Here is a 20,497-nt window from a genome sequence, read left to right as displayed (position 1 = left end):
CTCCTTACAGTGAGTTTTGAGTTTTGAATTGCGCGAGGGTGAAACCGTGGGTCGCGGCCAGTGCGCGGACCTGCTGCACTTGCTCACGGCTGATATCGCCGTAGGAGCCGTGCTGGCTCATGCCAGACAAGCCCATCAACACCGACTCGGCCATGCACGCATACAGCTGACCTTTTTTCAGATAGGCCCGCACGTTGGGCGCCAGGCCATCGTCGAACGGCGTCTGGACGATGCCGCCGTGCATGTAGAGCACGTCTTCGCGTTGGCTCGGCAGATCTTGATGGACGTTCAGCGGCACGGCGATATCGCAAATCACGCTGCGCTCGGCGAAATGTTCGGCACCGAGGAACGGCTGAGGCGCATTGGCAGCGCACAGGACAATCCGTGCGCCCTTGATGGCGTCGAGATCGTTGGTGACCGTGATGAAGGCGTTCGCGCCAAGGCGCTCATCCACCAGACGGGCGATGTGCAAACCGAGGTCGGCTTTTTGGCCATGTGAGTGCAACACGCCACGAAAACCATCAAGGGTCAGCAGTCGCTGCGCCAGCCGGTCGTGTTCGGCCGTGCCTTTGAGGATCGAACGGGCCGCGTCGGCGTAGATCTGTTGCGCGGTTTTCTCCAGGCGCCGAACCGAGCCGTCACGACCGCTGCCAATCAGAATCAGGTGATCGACGGTGGCGGACAGCACCGAGGCATAGGTCGACGCAACGTTACCGGCGGCACCGACAACGGCAGCGGTTTGCTCGCGCAGTGCCAGACCTTGCTGTACACAGCCTTGCTCGATGGCTTCGAGCCCCATGCCGATGGTCAGGGCGTTGCCGGACGTCAGCGCCATGTCGGCAATCTTCAGCGCCTGACAATTGTTGGTGACGATCGAGGTGTACATCCCGAGGCCGGCGATGCTGCAGCCATCGGCGCGGGCATCGGTGACACGCCTGCCGACTTCTTCGCGAATGCTGTCCAGGTCACCACTGCGGATGTACTCGGCCATGGCATCCGAATCCATGCACAGCGGGTATAACGTGAACTCCACCGCCATGCCGAGGCGCGACCGAATGATCACCGGGCCGACTGGCACAGCGCGGCGTTCAGGCTTGGTGCGATTGATGAACGTGCGTTTTTGTTCCGGGCTCAGGGCTGCCAGCGAGGGATCGACGTCACCGAGGATATCGGCATCGATCAGGTGGTTGATGAACGCTACCCGAGCGACGACTTCGACCTTGGCATCCCTGTTTTCAACGGGCTCGGTCACCCGAAAATCGTCCTGACGGGCTGGCACGGTGGGCATCGAGTCCGCGCAGATACCCGCCGCCAACGGCAACGCATCGCCACGGCGCAGCATGTCGCAGACCCGTTGCAGGGCAGCGATCAGCCCGTCGATTTCGCCCAGGGTGATACAGGCTGGCGGCTCCAGGCGAATCACGTTGGAGTTGCTGCCCGACGGTGCTACCCGCAACGCTTCGAATTGCAACAGGTAACCGGCGATCAAGTAACCCAAGGCATCGTTGTACTGGGCCGACGCCTGTACCAGCGAGCTGCTGACACTCAAGTCGTGCAATTCCAGCCCCACCAGCAAGCCACGCCCGCGCACATCGGCGATCACATCCGGATAGGCCATCTTCAGCTCATTGAGCGAGGCTTTGAGGTAGGCGCCCTTGGTGCGTATGTCTTTGAGCATCGCGTCGTCATTGGCGAACAACCGGCGCAATGCCGACAGCGCGATATGGCAGGACGGGTCGTCCTCGGCGAAGGTCGAGCTGTGGATGTAGCTGAACTCGCCTTCGTAGTGGCTGCTGCGGATCACCGTCGCGGCGATTTTCATCAAGCCGCCGCCGAGGGCCTTGGACAGGCAGTAATAGTCACCTTGCAGGTTGAACTGGCTGCTGGCAAGAAACGTCCCGGCGCGACCAAAGCCCGACTGCACTTCATCGACCACCAGCGGGCATTGTTGCTCGTTACACAGCTTGCGCAGCCCCAGGTAGAACTCGGCCGCGAACTCGTTGATACCGCCTTCGCCCTGAATCGGTTCCATCAACACGGCGGTAATCGCACTGAACGGCAGTTGCAGCACGTGCAGGTGTTCGCCGTCCCATTGCAGGCTCAACCAATGGTGCGTGTGCCGGGCCGGCAATGCCTGCAACTGATGGGGCTGCTGTGGGTCGATGAACTCGACGTTCAGACCAAAACGGGCAAACGGCGCGCGGTACTGACGGCCATAGGTCAGTTGCACGGTATTGACCAATTTGCCGTGGAAGCTGCCGCGCAGGGCGACGAATACCGGTTCGATGTGCAACTGCGCCAGGTTGTGTTGGCGAACGGCTTCAACCACCTGACGCAAGGTCACGCTGTTCAGGGTGGTCGGCAGGACACCTGCAGGCAGGTCGAGGTCGGCCACCTCCAGTTCGCGGTAAGCGTGTTCGCTGGCGGTCAGGCTGGCCAGGGTGAAATCGATGTCGTCGAACTGCTTTTGCAGGCTCTTCTGGCGACGGAACTCCGCGTGCTTGACGGCGATTTCCACCGCCTCCGCGCCACTGTTGGAGAAAGTCGAAACATAACGTTCGGTGTTCTTCAGTTCGCGATTGAAGGCGTCGCTGAGCGCTCGCCCCAATTGCCCGGCCGCACCGCGGATCGACATTTGTGCGTTGAACGGCACGTCGCTGCGCAGCAGCGCACATAGCTGATCGACAAACTGTGGGTCGTTGTGGCCGAACAGTGCCGCACCGTAACCGCCGAGAAAGTCGGTGACCGCGACCATGTCGCCCTTGGGGTTGCGGTAGAACAACTGGCTACCGAGGGCGCGCTCAAATTGACACTCAAGGCCCAGTGCCTGGAGCAGGCCGACGAATTTGGGCCGAACGAAATCGCGATAATCCATGACAGTCATATCCCTTGAAAGTAAAAAAGAGGCGGTAGTCAGCGGCAGTCCTGAGTGGCCTTTGCGCTGTAGAGCACTTGATAGGCGGCGCTGAATCCGTTGTCGTCGCGGTTCAGCACCAGGCAATGCGCAAGGCTCGCGGCGTGGGGCGCGCCCTGAATGAACGGCAGGTTCGCCACTGGTTGCTGCAAACCGGCAATCGGCGGCACGCTTTGGGCCTGCAATGCGCAACGCGCCAGCATCAGATCCACCAGGCTCGGCGCCGCGCTGAGAATGCCGTTGATCGCCAACCCGCTGGTGATGTGCGAGGCGCGCGCAAGGGCCAGCGTCTGGCACAACACGCGGTCTTTGTGCGCATCGCCGGTGCCGCTGCACACCAACACATCGGTTGGGCTGTCGGGCAGGCTCAAGCGACCGAGGGTGGCATGGGCCGTCATGTCGGCGAGGCACGCCTGAGGACCGGCCGGCAGGTCTTCGCGCCGGCGCAGCACCAATGCTGCCGCGCCCTCCCCGGCAATGCCGCCGGTGCCCCGAAGGTCAAACGGCAGCAGCGTGTTAGAGCCATTGGCGCTGATGACACCCGCCTGGACCAACCCGGACAGCGCCAGGGCATCCAGCTCGCTGCCCGCACCGACAACGATTGCCGCGTCAATTCGGCCAGCCTGCAAAGCGGCCGTAGCCTCACGCAAGGCTGCCAGGTTGCCGGCGACACCTTGCATATAGGCGTTGCACTCGCCCACCAGTTTCAGCGCCAGGCTGGTGACACCCAGCAAGCAGTTGCTCAAGCCTTTGAGCACCAGAAAAGGGTCCTGGGCACGGTCTTGCAGGATCCGTTTGGCGAACGCCGCCATGTCGGCGACGCCGTCCTGCCGACAGCCGTGCAACAACTCGGCATAGGATTCCAGAGACGGATGGGTGTAGCCGCCCTGACAGCAATACAAACCGAAACGGACATCCGGCGGCTCATCGGCCAGGCCGGCTTCTTCCAACGCCTGACGTACCGCGCTGACACCCCAGATCACTGCCGGCGTGCAGTAACGCTGAAGGTTTTGCGCAAGGTCTTGTCGGCTGCGTTGGTGGTCCTGATCCTGAATTTGCCCGAACGCCACCACGCGTTCGCTGCTGAACCGTCGGGCGTTCAGCGCCGTAATTGCACTGCGCCCTTCGGTTGCGGCCGCCCAGAAAGACTCGACACCCCAGCCGCTGGGCAACACGCAACCCGCACCGGCAATCGCGACCGCCTGTTTCATCGCGGCGCCTCCCGGTACTTGCCCAGCGCCAGTGAAGTGTTGAGGCCGCCGAAACCGAAGGAGTTGCTCAGGGCAACGTCGACCTTGCGCTTGACCGCGTGGTGGGCGCAGTAGTCGAGGTCGCATTGTTCGTCGGCATCCTGCAGGTTCAGGGTCGGCGTGACCCGATCATCCCGGCAGGCCAGGGCCGTGAGCATGAACTCCGGTGCTCCGGCGGCCGCAATCAGGTGGCCGAACTGGGATTTGTTGGCCGTCACCAGCAACCGCCGATAATGTTCGCGCTCGGCGAACAGGGTTTTGATCGCCAGGGTTTCGGCGGCATCGTTGAGGGGTGTCGACGTACCGTGGGCATTGATCAGATCGACCTGTTGCGGCGCCAGCCCGGCATCCGTCAGGGCCGCCTGCATCGCCAGCACCGCGCCACGGCCCTGCGGGTCGGGGGCGGTGATTTTGTAGGCATCCAGGCTGCTGCCGAAACCCAGCACTTCGGCGTACGGCGTGGCCCCTCGGGCGAGCGCCCGTTCGAGGGTTTCGAGCACGACAAAACCACCGCCTTCACCCGCAATCAAGCCACTGCGATGGCGGTCGAACGGCCGACACAGTTCGGTGCCCCAACGCTGTTCGCTGCTGGCGGCGCCGAGCAGATACAGCGCGGTCATGGTGTCCAGGCTCAGCACCGAATCGGCGCCCCCGGCAATGGCCAGCTCGACCTCGCCGCGACGGATCATCTGGAATGCATTGCCGATGGCCTGGGACGCTCCCGCGCAGGCGCTGCTGATATTGATCACCGGGCCTTCACTGCCGATGCCATCGGCAATCACCCGCGCAAGGCGGTCGTTGCTCTGACACAGTGAACTGTCAGGATCGACCTGCGCCTGTCGCGCCATCAATTGAGCCCAGGACGGCGCCTGCGCCGGGTTATCCGCCAGGCTGAGCAGCATGTCCTGCAAACGATGAGCAGGTGCGCCGGACGCTGACAATACCGCCGCGCCACGCAACTGTTCGGGGCTCAGACCACTATCGGCAATGGCTTGGGTGGCCGCGACCCAGCCAAAGCGGGTGCGTTTTTCCAGCGACAATCCCCAGGCCGGATGGTCTTTCAAGTGTGCCGGCATCAAGCCCATATCCACGGGCGCTGCGTAACGCACGGGGAACGCACCCGCCTCGACGCCTTCCGGTTGCCATGGCCGAATGCAATGCTCGCCGGCCAACATGCTTTGCCACATGGACTGCCACTCGAAACCGAAGCCAGTGACGGCGCCCATGCCCGTGATCACGATCCGTGTGGGGCTCATGGGTAATTCTCCATTGTCTCTGTGTCCGACGACGTTCTGGCCAGCAGCACCGCGCCCCAATGCCCGCCTCGGCTATGTTCGAGCAACAGCGTGTAACGGCTGCAATCCAGTGCCCAGGTCACAGCAATTTCGCTGAGCAAGGCGCTGGCGCCCAAGTCACCTAGCAACGCCTTGGAGTGTTCGAGGGTGTGCCCCGATAGGGTAAACAACGCGGCAATCTGCGGATCCTGTGCATCGGCGACGACTTGCCCGACATCGCTGAGGCACAGTTTTTCGTTGCTCAAAGCGCGCTCGATGACGTCGCGACCAACCGCCAGTCCACGCTCGGGTTGCGCGCTGTAACCCCGTGCAAACCCGGCAATACGCAACGCAGATTGAGCACCGCTGCCCGGGTTGGTCGTCAGCAACAGTGCCGCAGCACCTTCGCCGAAAACCCACGGGCCGGGGTTCACAGGTGGGTGAGTAGCGTCACGCAGGTACAACGCGGGGGTGATGTTCGGACTGCTGCTGACGACGACGGCAGCATCGGCACGGCCTTCGCTCAGATGGGCAGCGGCCTCCATCAAAGCATCCAGCCCCGCATTGCCCTGGGAGCAAAAACCGCCCATGGGCCCCTTGCAACGCAAGGCCTCAGCCGCGTGGGCCATGACGCTGCTGTTGAGCATCATCAGCGCATGCAGCGGCGGTGTGTGGGCAAAGAATTGCGCCAACAGATCTGCCGGTTGTGCGCCAATGGCCTGCACTGCATCCCAGCACGAGCTGGGGCCATCCACTTCCGGAATGGCAGCGGTCAATGCGATCCGCTCGTCGGGCAGTTCCAGCCCACGCAAGGTCTCGGCGAGACGGCCGGCGCAATACAGCAGGCGCGCGCCCTGAGGCTCGAGGCTGCGGGACAGTCTGCGGTCGTACACACCCGCCGGCAAGGCGGGCGCTGCAACACAATGGGCCAGACGTGCCGGGTCGAAATCCAGCGGTTGCGCGGCCTGAGGTTGACTGTCACGAGGCGCACATTCAGTACCGGCAGCGTTGAGTACCGACGCCGCAGTGATATAAACAGCGGTTGAATTGGATCTGGTCATGTCATGCCCTGCCCAGCACCAACGAACTGTTCACGCCACCAAACCCGAAGGAGTTGGAGAGCACGACATTGATCGGTTGCTGCAACGGTTCGCAAAGGAATTTCAACGCCGGAAATTCGGATTTTTCCGGCTGAAAATTGAGGGTCGGCAAGGCCACGCCCAACTGAATGCTCATCAACGACAGCACCGCCTCAATGGCACCACTGCCGGCCAACGAATGCCCTACGGCAGATTTGTTGGCGGTGAACGTCATCTGCTCCAGGGTTTCGCCGAAAACTTGCGCCAGGCCCAGGGCCTCGCAACGGTCATTGGCCTGTGTCGACGTACCGTGAACATTCACATGGTCCACAGCCGCACTGGTCAGTTCGGCATCGGCCAGGGCGGCCGTCATGCAGGCGGCATACTTGCTGCCGTCGCGGCTGCTGGAGGTGATTTTCTCTGCTTCGCACAGATTCGCGTAACCCAGCACCCGGCCCAGCGAACAGGCCTGACGACGCTCGGCATGCTCGCGGGATTCCAGCACCAACAGCGCCGCCCCTTCACTCAGCACAAAGCCGCAGCGGTCCGGCATGAACGGCCGGCTCTGTTCTTGTGGGGAAAAGTCCACGCGCTGGCAGAGTGCGCCCAGCCCATCAAAGCTGTAGTAGGACAATTCATGGGCCATCAACTCCACCGCGCCACACAACGCCAGGTCGATCTCGCCACGGGCGATCGCTCGATAGGCGCTGCCGATGGCCATGGTGCCGGCGGCACAGGCATCGGAATGTGTGGAGATATGGTCACGGATACCCAGCCATTCGGCGAGATGGCAGGTTTGCTGATCAACCCGCCGGGCAAACGCCCCACCGCTGAGGGTGTGGTTATCCAGGAACTGGTCGAGATCGACCCGCCCCTGATCGTCCATGTAACGGCTGGCGTCCCGCAAATCACCGCTCACGCAATGTTTGTTGGCCCCGACGAAAATACCGCTGGCGACTCGGGCAAATGCGCCGTCGGCCAACCCGGCATGGGCCAGCGCCTGACGGGCCACGTAATGCGCCAGCCATTCCTGGCGGGAGGTGGTCTGCAGGTCGCCCGGAAAGGCCGCCGCGATGACCTGCCATTGTTGCTCATCGATAAATCCGGCCGCCGGGTTCGCAAACCCCAGTTCGACAAACGCCGGGTGCTGGCCAATGCAGGAACGGTTTTCGCTGATCGTCGTGAACAGCGAGGCCGCATCCAGTGCCGTGGGAGCCACCAGTCCATAGCCGGTGACCAGAACCTCTCGGGCCTGCATCAAGGCACCCCCTACGCCGAAGCCTTCAACTGGGTGGCCGCGTACTGCTCAACCAACAGACGCGAGATCGAGTCACCGTCCAGAGGGGTCAGGCGAGCACTGCAACCGCCACACACCACTTGTTGGCGTTCATTGAGTTGGGCATGAACCGCGCCACACTCAGGGCAGGTTTCGGGGAGGTGGTTGAACACGTTATGGAATTGCTGCGCCCAGTTCCGCACGGTGGTGGCCGAGAAGACATCGCCCGGCTGCATGCCCACGTGCAGCTGGCCCGGCGCATAAGCGCTGAGGCTCTGCTCCAGCAAGGCCACGCCGTCCTGCGTGATTCGGCCTTTTTCGATAAACCGGGTGGCGTCGCCAAACACCGCTACCGCGTGATCCAGCACGCTGGTTTTCGGCAAGGTGCAACCGTACTGACGGCCCAGCTGGAAGCTCAGGTCGACGATGTCCAGCGAGTCGGCGCTGAGGTCGTCAACGATACTGCTGTGCTCTGTCACGTCGCCCCTGTCCAACACCAGCAACTGAGCAAGAATCTCCTGTGTACTGCTGATAACGCTGTCCAGTTCCAACGGATTATTCATTGATTGTTTCCCTACAAAAGCCGCATTGAATGAATAAAGTCATCGGGCCAAAAAAGCTGTTTTCAGGCCAGATCTATCGAGGGCCGGGAGTCTAAAGTCTCCCCCTAAGGGGAGAGTCAACGTGCCATCAGTGCTTTTTGTGGGAAATCCCGACGCACCCTGAAACCTTTGATTTATGCCGCTCAATGGGGCTTGGAGAGGAATCGTAAGATGACAAAATCGATGGCTTGAAACAGCACGAGAGTTCCAGAAATGGGGTGTCACCGTACCCGCAAGCACCAGAGGTACCCTGCGCAGCGGAACGGTTTTCGTCGGGCCGTGAATCTCGTCGACCAGTAGGTTATTGCCGCGTTCACCGGCTTGCCGATCAGGTGATAAACCAGCCCCGCCGCAAAGCCGGCCATAGGCAACAGCCAGATGACCCAGCGGTGGGTGGTTGCCCGCGCAAGCCCGACACGTTGCTGCATGCCACCAGACAACTCGTGGGGAAAACACTCGCCCCACGCTTTCAGCCCCACCGCCTGCAACTGCCGTTGTGCCGCTGCGCGTCGTGTACGCTCCGGCTCACCGCGCAATCCCAGGGGCAAGGCCACGTTGTCGAGCAGTTGATCGAAAGCTTTGGCAGCCTTGTGATGCCATTGCATTTGCAATGAACAGATATTCTACCAAGGAATATAAATATTATTTTTTATTATTTTTAGAGATATGAATCGACTTTTATACTTTCATCAGACCCGCGATGAATCGGGGTAACCGTGCTGGAGGGTTGAAGTTTCTGATGCCAACGTCATTGCCTACCTCCGGCCAATCCCAGGTGCTGTTGCAGCTGCACCCGCTGTTCAGTTTCTTCCAGCCTCTGCAGGCCCGCATCCCGCTAGCCGCAGAACGCACCGCAGCCCTCTTCCACCGCCAAGCGCATGTGCTGAGCAAATTGCCTGAGGAGCCGCTATGAAACGCCCCCCAATCCGCCCTCCCCACCCGCCAGCGAGGAATGCCGAGTGACAACCCCTCTACGACCTGCCGTGCTCAGCCCCTTGCAGACTGCACGTCGCCTAGCGACGGCGTTCGCCGAAACCGCCGTCGAGCGCGACGAGGCCGGCGGCACAGCCAAGGCCCAGCGCGACGCTATCCGCCAGAGCGGCTTGTTGGCGCTGAGCATACCCACCCAGTTCGGCGGCCTCGGCGCTAGCTGGAGCGAAACCCTGGAGGTGGTGCGCGAATTCGCCCGGGTCGACAGTTCCATCGCCCACGTCTTCGGCTTTCAGCACCTGATGCTGGCTACCGTACGCCTGTTCTCCCGCCGCGATCAGTGGCAACCATGGTTCGAGCAGACCGCACGCAAGAACTGGTTCTGGGGCAATGCGCTCAACCCCCTGGACAGCCGCACCGTACTCACACGCTTCGACGGTTGGTACGAGTTTTCCGGCAAGAAGAGTTTCTGCTCAGGCGCCAGCGACTCGGAAATGCTGATTGCCTCGGCAGTCGATGAAAGTGCTGGCGGCAAGCTGCTGATCGCTGCCATCCCCAGCGGCCGCACCGGTATCACACTGCATGATGACTGGAACAACATGGGCCAGCGCCAGACCGACAGCGGCAGCGCAACTTTCGAGCGCGTGCGCGTCGAAGAGAACGAGATGCTTCTCGACCCCGGCCCGCTGAGCACCCCCTTCGCCAGCCTGCGCCCGCTGATCGCCCAGTTGCATTTCGCCAACGTATTCCTTGGTATCACCGAAGGCGCTCTGGAAGAGGCTCGCCATTACACGTTGAAGGAAGGCCGCCCGTGGTTCCGCTCCAAAGCCCGACATGTCAGCGAAGACCCTTACATCCTGCGCCACTACGGCGAGTTCTGGGTCGGTCTGGAAGGCGTGCGCCTGCTGGTGGAGCGCGCCGCTACGCAACTCGACGCGGCCTGGCACAAGGAGCACGCGCTCGGCGCCGAAGAGCGTGCGCAACTGGCGCTGGCCATCGCCACGGCCAAGGTGGCGGCGGCACGCACTGGCCTGGACATCTGCAACCGCCTGTTCGAGGTCACTGGCGCACGCGCGACCCACGCCTCGCTACGCCTCGATCGCTACTGGCGCAACCTGCGTACCCAGAGCCTGCACGACCCGCTGGACTACAAACTCCACGAGCTGGGTGAGTGGGCACTGAGCCAGACGCGACCCACCCCATCTTTCTACTCATAGGAATCGCCATGCAGTTGCTGACCCTCCCCCCTTCGCCGTCACTGGCCACCTCGATCCGGGCGACCGCACAGGTCTTCGAAGACGCTAGATCGCAGGCGCTGCTCGCCCACCTGCAACAGGTCGCCCCCAGCGAGGCCAGCGTCCTGATCATCGGCGAGACCGGCACGGGCAAGGAGCTGGTCGCACGCCACATACACAACCTCAGCGGACGGCGCAACGGCCCCTTCGTCGCGGTGAACTGTGGCGCCTTTTCGGAGTCGCTGGTGGAAGCCGAGCTGTTCGGCCACGAGAAAGGCGCCTTCACCGGCGCCCTGGCGGCCAAGGCCGGCTGGTTCGAGGAGGGCAACGGCGGCACACTGTTCCTCGACGAAATCGGCGACCTGCCCATGGCCATCCAGGTCAAGCTGTTGCGCGTGCTGCAGGAGCGTGAAGTGGTGCGCCTGGGCTCGCGCAAGAGCATCCCCATCGACGTGCGCGTGGTCGCCGCCACCAACGTGCAACTGGACAAGGCCATCGCTGCCGGCAACTTCCGCGAAGACCTGTACTACCGCCTCAACGTGGTCAGCCTGCAACTCTACCCGCTGCGAGAACGCCCGGGCGACATCCTGCCGCTGACCCGACACTTCATCAAGACCTACTGCAACCGCCTGGGTTACGGCGAAGTGCGCCTGTCCCCCGAGGCCGAACGCAAGCTGGTGAGCTACGACTGGCCCGGCAACATCCGCGAGCTGGAAAACGTCATCCACCACACCCTGCTGGTGTGCCGCAATGGCCTGGTGCAGGACGACGACCTGCGCCTGTCGCACCTGCGTATCGAGCGCCAGGACAAGTCGCCGGTGAGCACCGCCGAAAGCGCCGAAGAGCAGTTGCTGCGCGCCTTTCAGCGCCTGTTCGAGGAGCAGGCCGGCAGCCTGCACGAGAAGGTCGAGGACACCCTGCTACGCAGTGCCTATCGTTTCTGCCACTGCAACCAGGTGCACACGGCCAGCCTGCTGGGTCTGAGCCGCAACATCACCCGCGCCCGACTGATCGCCATCGGCGAACTGGTGGTCAATCGGCGCCGGCCAGAGCCCCAGATGCGCCCTGAGCGGGCGATACAACTATCAATCTGAGAGGCCGCCACGAACGATTGCCCCCCTTGCCAACTGCGCCAAGAGGGTTGCGAAGGACAGAAGCGCATGGCCGCGCCAAATGGCGGCAATCGCAACAGACTGGAAGCGGCGCCCAACCTTTGAGCCGGTGTGGGCCTGGTGCGCGGCGGCGCCCGAACTGCGCAGGGCTGAAGACAGGCCGGGGGGACGCCACCGGCCCTGCCCGCGCGATCAGCCTTCCTGGCTGCAATCACGCGGGGTGATACCCTTCTCTTTGGCATATTGATGCGACGAGGCCTCGATGATCGGCCGCAAAAACGCGCGGTCGGCCTGTACCCAGTCGCTGATCAGTTTCCACTTCTGCCCGTCCCACTGCTGGAAGCGCACCGCGCCACCGCCTTCATGGTCGGAGCAGGACAGTTTAAGCGGCTGCACCAGCCCCTTGGCACCGAGTGCCTGCAGGCGGGTATCGTCCAGGTTCAGGTGTTCGAAGCCCCAACGCACCTGCTCGCCACTCAGCGGTTGCCTGCCGAACTTCTCCTGAGCCAGACGCAATGCCTCGACGTTGAGGATGCCGTTGACCACGCCGAGGTTGTAGTAAACGGTGCCGAAGCGCTTCGGATCGGCCAGGTCGCCTTGGCCCTTGTCCACCACCGCCTGTTCGATGCCCTGCAGCACCGGGAACTCGGTACCGGACGGATGCGTGGTGATGGCGATGAAGCCCTTGGCCGCGGCACCGGCAGGCGCCGCGTCTTCCTCGGAGTTGCTCCAGATATTGCCGATGATACGGTCGGCAGGGAAACCGACCTTCTGCGCAGTCTTCAGCGCCACCGGGTTCATCACGCCCCAGCCGCGCAGGATGACCCAGTCCGGCTTCAGACGGCGGATGTTCAGCCACTGCGATTGTTGCTCGTTGCCGGGGTGCGGCACCTCCAGCAGGGTCAACTCGAACCCGTACTTGTCCGCCAGGGCCTGCAGCACCTCGTTGGTTTCCTTGCCATAGGGCGAACCGTGAAAGAGCGTGACGATCTTCTTGCCCTTGAGGCCCTGCTCGCCGCCTGCCTGCTGTGCGATCCAGTTGACGATGGCCGATACTTCGGAATAGGGATTGAGCTGCAGCGGGAAGACGTAAGGGAACACGCTGCCATCGGTGGAGTCGGTACGCCCATGGTTGATGGTGATCAGCGGCAGCTTGTCGGCCGTGGAGCGTTCCAGGGTGGCATACGCGATACCCACCGACAGCGGATTGGTGGCGGCAGCCGGTGCGCCGTTGAGCCCACCCTTGAGGCGCTCGTAGCACTCCACCCCCTTCTCCACGACGTATTCAGTCTCGCACTCGCTCCAGGTCAGCTTGACACCATTCACGCCGCCTTGGGCGTTGACGTACTTGAGGTAATCGATAAAACCACCGAAGAAACCGGTGCCACCTGCGGCATAGGGGCCAACGCGGTAGCTCTGCAGGGGGAAATACTGTTCGTTGGCCGCGTGCACGTTGAGTGCACCGGCCGCTAGGCTCACGGCCAGCGCCAGGCGGCCGAGGACGGATCGGGTCGACATCGTGGTTATCCTTTACAAATCAGTGGGCAGTGGCATAAGGCGGGCGAAGCCCGGTGCGAAGGTTCGCTCAGTGGCGCAACGGCCAACGCCGAGTGCGCTCGCGAAAGCGTTGCCAGAGGCGCGCCAGGCCCTCCGGTTCCTTGATCAGGAAGATGATGATCAGCGTGCCGAAGGCCATCTTCTGCAGGTTCTCTATCTGTCCGGCATCGATCAGCCCGGTCGGCAGCAACCCGGCCAGGTTCGACAGCAGCACCGGGAACAGCACGATGAAGGCGGCGCCGAGGAAGTTCCCGAGGATGCTGCCCAGGCCGCCGATAATGATGATGAACAGGATCTGGAACGAGCGGTTCAGGTCGAAGCCGTGTGGCTCCACCGTGCCCAGGTAGGTGAAGGCCCAGAGCGAACCGGCCACGCCGAGGTAGAAGCCGCTGATGGCAAAAGCCAGCAGTTTGGTCTTCAACAGGGGGATGCCGATCACTGCGGCGGCGGTGTCCATGTCGCGCACCGCCATCCAGTTGCGCCCCAGTTCGCTGCGCACCAGGTTGGCGCCCAGCCAGAACAGCGCGCTGACCACCGCCAGGGTCAGCAGGTAGCGCCCGGCCGGCGACGAAAAGTCATACCCGGCCATCAGCAGCGGCGGCGCGCTGATCACCCCCGAGGCACTGTCGTTGCTGAACCAACTGAAGCGGGTCAGCGCCCATGGCACGAAGAACTGCGCCGCCAGTGTCGACACCAGCAGATAGAAGCCCTTGATGCGCAGGCTTGGCAGGCCGAACACCACGGCCACCAGCGCCGCCACCAGGCCGCCGAGCAGCAGGCTGGCCAGCAGCGGCAGCCACGCCACGCGCAGCTCGAAATTATAGGCCGCGAAGGCACCTGCTGCCATGAACGCCGCCGAACCCAGGGACAGTTGCCCGGCATAACCGGTCAGCAGGTTCAGCCCTAGGCCGGCCAGCGACAGCAGTAGAAATGGGATCAGGATGGCACTGAACCAGTAATCGTTGCCCAGCAGTGGCACGCCGATGAAGGCGAACAGGACCAAGGCCGCCAGACCCAGCCGATCCTGGCGCAGGCGGAAGAATCGTCGGTCGTCGGCGTAACGCACGCTGAACTGACCCGCTTCTCGATACAGCATGATCGACGCTCCTCAGACTCGCTCGATGGCGCGCTCGCCGAACAGCCCAGCCGGACGCACCAGCAGGAACAGCAGGGCCAGCACATAGGGAAACCAGTTTTCGATGCCGCCGCCGATGAGCGGCCCGAGGTACACCTCGGCGAGCTTCTCCGAAGCGCCGATGATCAGGCCGCCGACGATCGCCCCGCTGATCGAGGTGAAGCCGCCGATGATCAGCACCGGCAGGGCCTTGAGCACCACCAGCGAGAGCGAGAACTGCACCCCCAGGCGCGCGCCCCAGAGCAGCCCGGCGACCAGCCCGACGAACCCGGCCACCGCCCAGACCACCGCCCACACCCTCGGCAGGCGGATACCGACGCTCATCGCCGCGCGGGGATCGTCGGCCACCGCACGCAGCGCCAGGCCGATGCGCGTGCGGTTGAACAGCAAGGACAGTAGCACCACCAGGGCCGCCGCCGTTGCGGCGGCGAACAGGTCGAACTGCGACAGCAGCAAGCCACCCAGTTCCAGCGGCGCGTCGCTGATGGCCAGCTCCAGGCCGTGAACCTGGGCGCCCCACAGGGCCTGGGCGGCGCCCTCGATGATGTAGGCCAGGCCGAGCGTGGCCATGAACAGGGTAATCGGCGAACGCCCGACCAATGGCCGCAGTACCGCCCGTTCGATCAGCAGCGCCAGGGCAATCATCGTCGCCAAGGTGACGAGAAAGGACAGCCAGAACGGCACGCCGCGCTCCAGCAGGCTGACGAAGGTCAGCGCGGCGAACAGTACCATCGCCCCCTGGGCGAAGTTGAACACACCGCTGGCTTTGTAGATCAGTACGAAACCGATGGCCACCAGGGAGTACATCACCCCGGCCAGCAGGCCACCGATCAGCACTTCGAAAAAGAATGCCATGTCGCGCTCCTGTGTGGGAACAGCCCCGAAGCTGCCGCCGGGCGGACACCCAGATAGGCCGCGATCACGTCGGGGTTGCGGCGAACCTGCTCGGGGGAGCCGTCGCCGATCTTGCGGCCGTAATCGAGCACCACCACATGGTGGGAAATGCCCATGACCACGCCGATGTCGTGCTCGATCAGCACCACCGTCATGCCGAACTCACGGTTGATCTCGACGATGAAGCGGCTCATTTCGCGCTTCTCCTCGGCATTCATCCCGGCCATCGGCTCGTCGAGCAGCAGCAGGCGCGGCTCGGCGGCCAGCGCACGGGCCAGCTCGACCCGCTTCTGCAGGCCATAGGGCAAGGTGCCAACGATTTCGTCACGCCACGGCTGGATGCGCAGAAACTCGATGACCCGCTCGGCGGCGGCGCGTTGGCGATCGTCCTCGCCCGGCGCGCGGCCGATGCGCAACGCCTGCTCCAGCCAGGAACTGCGGCGCTTGAGGTTGCGCCCGGTGAGCACGTTGTCGAGCACGCTCATGCCCTTGAACAGCGCGATGTTCTGGAACGTGCGAGCGATGCCGTCGCGTGCCGCTGCATGTGGGTGCATCACCCGACGCTGCTGCCCGGCAAAACGAATACGCCCCTGCTGCGCCCGGTAGACGCCATTGATGATGTTCAGCAGCGAGCTCTTGCCCGCGCCATTGGGCCCGATCAGCGCACAGATCTCGCCTTCGGCGACGCTGAAGCCGATGTCGCTGATGGCCTTCACACCCTTGAACGACAGGCTGATGCCCTCCAGCTCCAGCAACGGGGAATTCGACATGAACGCTCCTCAGACGGGCTGAACCCGGCTTTGCGACCGAGCAGCGAGGGATGAACGAGGGCTGCGCACGGCCTGCCAGCGGGGCGCCTCCCGCCAGATACGCGGCGCCACCCCAAGGGCGGCGAAGAACGCCTGCACCTCGCCCGGCAGGGCCTCACCGACCAGCAGCGGCACCCGGGTGCGGCTCAGGCCCAGCACATCGCGCAAAGGCCGACGCAGCAACACGTGGCCAAAGCCGTTGCGCAGCAACCCACCGCGCGCGTCAAGCGCCCAGTCCAGCCCGCGCCGCAGCAGGCTGCCCGGCAGCGGTAGACGCTGCTGCGCCAGTGCATACAGGCGGCCGTAGCTGTCGTGGGTGCCGAGTACCAGGGTCGGGCCGAGTTCACGGCGGTCGGTGTCGCGGGTCGCCAGGCTCTCCGGAAAATTCATCCGAAAGCCTGCCAGCAGCCAAGGCGCCAGCAGGTAGCGGGCCTGGCCGCTGGTGGCGAAGTTGCGGGAGGCCAAGGCTTCCTCGGCCGCCGTCAGGCGCTCCTGTTCGACCAGCCGACGCCCCTCGCCCAGCACCTCGGCATGGCTGAGCCCGTGCTGCTGAACCTGGCCATCGGCATCCAGCCGGTGAAAGCTGAAGGCTGGGCGCTCGCTCTGCGCCTGCACCGGCAAGGCAGGATCGGGCAACTGCGCGGCCAGGCGAGCGTAATTCGGCAACCCGGAATCCGCCAGGCCACGGCCATCGGCGTAAAACAGCAATGCCGGCACATGACCGCTCGCCAGCACCCGCTCGACCTCCTCCTGACCTTCGGCAAAGACGAACCCGGCCTGCAGTTCACGCAACAGCGTCAGTTGCTCCGCGTCGGGCATCAGCGGGTCGAGCAGTGCCGCGACGCCGCCCAGCCACTGCGCCGCCAGGCTTGCCAGCAGCGCCTCAGGGCGCGGCCGGCTGACGATCAGCAGGCTGTCGCCGGCCGCGAAGCCGGCCTCGCGCAGCCCGGTGGCCAGGCTCTGCACCTCGGCCAGCAGTTGCGCCCAGCTGCGCGCCTGCCACAGGCCTAGACGCTTGTGGCGCAACGCAACGTCCGCCCCACGTTGATGTGCCCGGGCCAGCAAGCTGGCCGGCAGGTTGTCCGCGAACGCCTCATGCATGGCCGCGCACCTCAGGCCACAGCGAGGGAGGCATGCTGCTCCTGCTCCAGTTCGCGCACCAGCGGCAACACATGCTTGCCGAAGTATTCGACCTCTTCCTGGAAGTGCAGGAAGCCGGAGAGGATCAGGTCGACGCCGACCGCCTTGAGCGCGACGATGCGCTCGGCGATCTGCCGTGGCGTACCGATCAGGTTGGTCTTGAAGCCGTCGTTGTACTGCACCAGGTCTTCGAAGGTCGACTTGGCCCAGTTGCCCTCGCCTTCCGGGCTGGCCGCACCGGCGTTCTTCACTTCACTGCCAAAGCCGTTGACCGCCTCCGGGTCGGCCTTGGCGATGATCTCCGCCAGCACCGCGCGGGCCTCTTCTTCGGTGTCGCGGGCGATGATGAAAGCGTTTACCCCGACCTTCACCGAATGCCCGTTGGCCGCTGCCTTGGTGCGGATATCGTCGACCTGGGTCTTGATGCCCTCGACACTGTTGCCATTGGTGAAGTACCAGTCGGAGACCCTCGAGGCCATGTCGCGCGCGGCCCGCGAGCTCCCGCCCTGGAAGATTTCCGGGTGCGGTTGCTGCAGCGGCTTGGGCTTGAGGGTGTAGTCGTTGAAACGGTAGAAATCACCGTGGAAGCTGCAATTGTCCTGCGTCCAGATACCCTTCAGCGCACGAATGAACTCCTCGGATCGGCGATAGCGCTCATCATGGTCCAGCCATGGCTCGCCGATGGCGCGAAACTCGCCCTTGAACCAGCCGGACACCACGTTGATGGCGATGCGGCCCGCGGTGAACTGGTCGATGCTTGCCAATTGCTTGGCTGCCAATACCGGCGTCCAGGGTCCGGGCAGGATCGCGGCGATCACCTTGAGTTTTTCGGTGGCGGCCAGCAGCGCGTGGCTGATGGTTACCGACTCGTGCTGGTTGTCAGCGCCATAGCCGGCGGTGAAGCGGATCTGCGAAAGCGCGTACTCGAACCCGGAACGCTCGGCAATCTGCGCCAGCTTGCGGTTGTAATCGATGTCCCAGCTGGTGCGTTGTTCGATCTTGCTGACAACGAGGCCACCGCTGACGTTAGGAACCCAGTAGGCGAATTTGATCGGTTGGCTCATGGCGATGTCTCCTGTAACTCGGAAAGTCAGGCCGCGCGGGCGACCGGGATATGAAAGAAGGCGCCGACGGTATCGAGTACCCGCTCGATCCGTTCGAACTGCGCAGGGTCAGCCAGGCGCTGATCGTCGAAAGACTCGACACTGGCGTACAGGCCGTACGGCAGGGTGTGGGCCTGGAAGAAAGCGAATAGCGGGCGCAACTGGTGATCGATCATCAAGGCATGTCGCTCGCTACCACCGGTGGCGGCAAGCACCACGGGCACGCCCTTGAGCGACTGGTGATCGACCAGGTCGAACAGGTGCTTGAACAAACCGGTGTAGGACGCGCGATACACCGGGCTGCCGACCAGTAGCAGGTCGGCTTGCTCGATGGCCTGCAAATGCGGTTGCAGGTCAGCCGAGGCGCTATCGCGCTCCAGCGAACCGGCCAGGCTGGCGGACAGTTCGGCGATGCGCACCCAGTGCACCTCCAGCTTCGGCAACACAGCCGGCAGCCGCTCCACCAGGGCCTGCAGCAGACCATGGGTGCGTGATGGGGCCCGCAGGCTGCCGGACACCACCACGACCCTGATAACACGTGCGTTCATGCTCATCCCTCCTTGCCCAGCGGGCATTACCTGAGGAAGCTTGAGCAGCAACCGTGCCAACCCATAAAAACCTTTAAATTCAAGTACTTGAACGCTAGCGCTAGCAGCCTGAACTGTCTTTCGGCCAACAAGCTGTTGAACCACTGACCCTCGGCCAACAGTTGCCCCGGAAAACGCAATTGACCGCCCACCAACAGTCATTCAGCAAGCTGTCGGCGAGCGAACAGCCCGCCCCACCAGAATGATCACAACCCGTTGATTTAAAAGGCATTCACTGCAAGGCACGAAGTTTGCGAGAGCGTCACCGTCAGCAATCGCATCAATCGAGGAGAACTGCGATGACCGCCCAAGCCCCACTGCCCCACCTGTCTACCGGTACCCACTACGAATCCCTTGCCGCCCGCTTCCGCCCCATCTTTGCCCGCATCGCCGAATCCAGCGTGGCACGCGAGCGCAACCGCACCCTGCCCCATGAGCCCATCCAGTGGCTCAAGGAAGCCGGCTTCGGCGCCGTGCGTGTACCCGTCGAACAGGGCGGTGCCGGCGCTTCCCTGCCACAGTTGTTCCAGCTGCTGATCGAACTGGCCGAAGCCGACTCCAATGTGCCGCAGGCACTGCGCGGGCATTTTGCTTTCGTCGAGGACCGCCTCAACGCCCATGCCAGCACACCACAGGACGTCTGGTTCAAACGCTTCGTCGACGGCGATCTGGTGGGCTGCGCCTGGACGGAGGTGGGCGCAGTGAAGATCGGCGACGTCAGCACCCGGGTGTCGCGCCAGGGTGATCAGTGGGTGGTCAATGGCACCAAGTACTACAGCACCGGCAGCCTCTTCTCCGACTGGATCGACCTGTTCGCCCGCCGAGACGACACCGGTGGCGACGTGATCGCAGCGATCCGTACCCGCCAACCCGGCATCACCCAGAGCGACGACTGGGATGGTTTTGGCCAGCGCACCACCGGCAGCGGCACCTCGGTGTTCGAGAACGCGGTGGTCGAGGAAGAGAACATCATCGACTTCGCCACCCGCTTCAAATACCAGACGGCCTTCTACCAACTGGTGCTGCTCGCCGTCATCGTCGGTTCCGGCCGCGCCGCCGTGCGTGACTTCAGCCAGGAAACCAGCAAGCGCACGCGCGTGTTCAGCCATGGCAATGGCGCAGCGGTAAGCGAGGATCCACAGGTATTGCAGGTTATCGGCAAGGCCTCCGGCCTGATCTACGCCGCCGAGGCAGGCACCCTGCGCGCCAGCGAGGCCGCGCAGCAAGCCTACCTGGCGCGTTTCGGCAATGACGAGAACGCCGAGCGCAAGGCCAACATCGCCGCCGAACTGGAATCGGCCCAGGCCCAGGTGGCGGCCATCGAATGGGTGCTGCGTGCCACCAGCGACCTGTTCAACACCCTCGGCGCCTCCGGTACCAGCACCACCAAACAGCTCGATCGCCACTGGCGCAACGCCCGTACTGCCGCCTCGCACAACCCGGTGATCTACAAGGAACGCATCATCGGCGACTGGCACGTCAATGGCAGCGAACCGCCCTATGTCTGGCAGATCGGTGGCGGTGCCAAGCAGTCCTGAAAGCATGGCCTGGGGCAAACCCCCAGGCCTCGTCACGGCACTGGCGTTTCGCCCGGAACGCC

The 20,497-nt window shown here is 63.6% G+C and carries 17 protein-coding genes and 2 pseudogenes; 5 read left to right on the top strand and 14 right to left on the bottom strand.

Annotation, left to right across the window (positions count from 1 at the left end; all coding sequences use genetic code 11):
- Positions 1–4: 4 nt before the first annotated feature.
- From BJQ17_RS03570 to BJQ17_RS31975, 7 genes and pseudogenes are all read right to left on the bottom strand, one after another.
- A complete protein-coding gene (locus BJQ17_RS03570; protein ID WP_004576535.1) occupies positions 5–2,875 on the bottom strand; it encodes an aminotransferase class III-fold pyridoxal phosphate-dependent enzyme in 2,871 nt (956 codons plus the stop codon).
- A 38-nt stretch (positions 2,876–2,913) separates the two neighbouring features.
- The gene (locus BJQ17_RS03565) at positions 2,914–4,125 is read right to left on the bottom strand and encodes a beta-ketoacyl synthase N-terminal-like domain-containing protein (protein ID WP_070095537.1); all 1,212 of its coding nucleotides are present in this window, start codon (positions 4,123–4,125) and stop codon (positions 2,914–2,916) included.
- On the bottom strand, positions 4,122–5,420 hold the full coding sequence (locus BJQ17_RS03560; protein WP_070095536.1) for a beta-ketoacyl synthase: 1,299 nt from the start codon (positions 5,418–5,420) through the stop codon (positions 4,122–4,124). The genes BJQ17_RS03565 and BJQ17_RS03560 overlap by 4 nt, the downstream gene beginning before the upstream one ends.
- Positions 5,417–6,331, bottom strand: a complete 915-nt coding sequence (locus BJQ17_RS03555; RefSeq protein WP_070095542.1) for a beta-ketoacyl synthase — start codon at positions 6,329–6,331, stop codon at positions 5,417–5,419. The genes BJQ17_RS03560 and BJQ17_RS03555 overlap by 4 nt, the downstream gene beginning before the upstream one ends.
- A 169-nt stretch (positions 6,332–6,500) precedes the next feature.
- Positions 6,501–7,775 carry a beta-ketoacyl-[acyl-carrier-protein] synthase family protein gene (locus BJQ17_RS03550; protein ID WP_070095535.1) on the bottom strand — a complete coding sequence of 425 codons (1,275 nt, stop codon included), beginning with the start codon at positions 7,773–7,775 and terminating at the stop codon, positions 6,501–6,503.
- Positions 7,776–7,786: 11 nt separating this feature from the next.
- Entirely contained in the window at positions 7,787–8,356 is a 570-nt protein-coding gene (locus tag BJQ17_RS03545) for an acyl carrier protein (RefSeq protein ID WP_070095534.1), read from the bottom strand.
- Between the two features lie 437 nt (positions 8,357–8,793).
- Positions 8,794–8,961 (bottom strand): annotated as a pseudogene (locus BJQ17_RS31975) (ABC transporter); the annotation flags it as partial.
- Positions 8,962–9,134: 173 nt separating this feature from the next.
- Between BJQ17_RS31975 and BJQ17_RS31565 the strand changes: the two are divergent.
- The 4 genes and pseudogenes from BJQ17_RS31565 to BJQ17_RS31970 form a co-directional block, all read left to right on the top strand.
- Positions 9,135–9,308, top strand: coding sequence for a hypothetical protein (locus BJQ17_RS31565; RefSeq protein ID WP_003253966.1), 174 nt, complete (start codon positions 9,135–9,137; stop codon positions 9,306–9,308).
- Between the two features lie 46 nt (positions 9,309–9,354).
- Positions 9,355–10,542, top strand: a complete 1,188-nt coding sequence (locus tag BJQ17_RS03535; protein WP_070095533.1) for an acyl-CoA dehydrogenase family protein — start codon at positions 9,355–9,357, stop codon at positions 10,540–10,542.
- A gap of 8 nt (positions 10,543–10,550) precedes the next feature.
- Positions 10,551–11,654 (top strand): sigma-54-dependent Fis family transcriptional regulator, encoded by a 1,104-nt coding sequence (locus tag BJQ17_RS03530; RefSeq protein ID WP_003253968.1) that lies wholly within the window; start codon positions 10,551–10,553, stop codon positions 11,652–11,654.
- A gap of 51 nt (positions 11,655–11,705) precedes the next feature.
- Positions 11,706–11,774: pseudogene (locus tag BJQ17_RS31970) on the top strand (hypothetical protein); the annotation flags it as partial.
- A gap of 90 nt (positions 11,775–11,864) precedes the next feature.
- Here BJQ17_RS31970 and BJQ17_RS03525 read toward each other — a convergent pair.
- From BJQ17_RS03525 to msuE, 7 genes are all read right to left on the bottom strand, one after another.
- Entirely contained in the window at positions 11,865–13,190 is a 1,326-nt protein-coding gene (locus BJQ17_RS03525; RefSeq protein ID WP_003253969.1) for an ABC transporter substrate-binding protein, read from the bottom strand.
- A gap of 67 nt (positions 13,191–13,257) precedes the next feature.
- Positions 13,258–14,325: a branched-chain amino acid ABC transporter permease gene (locus BJQ17_RS03520; RefSeq protein WP_070095532.1), complete on the bottom strand. Its 1,068-nt coding sequence runs from the start codon at positions 14,323–14,325 to the stop codon at positions 13,258–13,260.
- Positions 14,326–14,337: 12 nt separating this feature from the next.
- Positions 14,338–15,219 carry a branched-chain amino acid ABC transporter permease gene (locus BJQ17_RS03515; protein WP_012052698.1) on the bottom strand — a complete coding sequence of 294 codons (882 nt, stop codon included), beginning with the start codon at positions 15,217–15,219 and terminating at the stop codon, positions 14,338–14,340.
- Positions 15,195–16,028 (bottom strand): ABC transporter ATP-binding protein, encoded by an 834-nt coding sequence (locus BJQ17_RS03510; protein ID WP_017147679.1) that lies wholly within the window; start codon positions 16,026–16,028, stop codon positions 15,195–15,197. Before BJQ17_RS03510 ends, BJQ17_RS03515 begins: the two co-directional genes overlap by 25 nt.
- Before the next feature lie 9 nt (positions 16,029–16,037).
- Positions 16,038–17,168 carry an AMP-binding protein gene (locus BJQ17_RS03505; protein WP_070095531.1) on the bottom strand — a complete coding sequence of 377 codons (1,131 nt, stop codon included), beginning with the start codon at positions 17,166–17,168 and terminating at the stop codon, positions 16,038–16,040.
- Between the two features lie 11 nt (positions 17,169–17,179).
- Positions 17,180–18,271 carry a dimethylsulfone monooxygenase SfnG gene (gene sfnG / locus BJQ17_RS03500; RefSeq protein WP_070095530.1) on the bottom strand — a complete coding sequence of 364 codons (1,092 nt, stop codon included), beginning with the start codon at positions 18,269–18,271 and terminating at the stop codon, positions 17,180–17,182.
- A 26-nt stretch (positions 18,272–18,297) separates the two neighbouring features.
- Positions 18,298–18,858 carry an FMN reductase gene (gene msuE, locus BJQ17_RS03495; protein ID WP_004576525.1) on the bottom strand — a complete coding sequence of 187 codons (561 nt, stop codon included), beginning with the start codon at positions 18,856–18,858 and terminating at the stop codon, positions 18,298–18,300.
- Between the two features lie 338 nt (positions 18,859–19,196).
- Here msuE and BJQ17_RS03490 point away from each other — a divergent pair, with 338 nt between their 5' ends.
- Positions 19,197–20,435: an acyl-CoA dehydrogenase family protein gene (locus BJQ17_RS03490; RefSeq protein WP_054888236.1), complete on the top strand. Its 1,239-nt coding sequence runs from the start codon at positions 19,197–19,199 to the stop codon at positions 20,433–20,435.
- Positions 20,436–20,497 lie beyond the last annotated feature (62 nt).

Origin of the sequence: Pseudomonas sp. NBRC 111139 (assembly GCF_001753955.1) — a bacterium.
Lineage (GTDB): Bacteria > Pseudomonadota > Gammaproteobacteria > Pseudomonadales > Pseudomonadaceae > Aquipseudomonas > Aquipseudomonas alloputida.
This window is presented reverse-complemented; position numbering and strand designations above follow the sequence as displayed.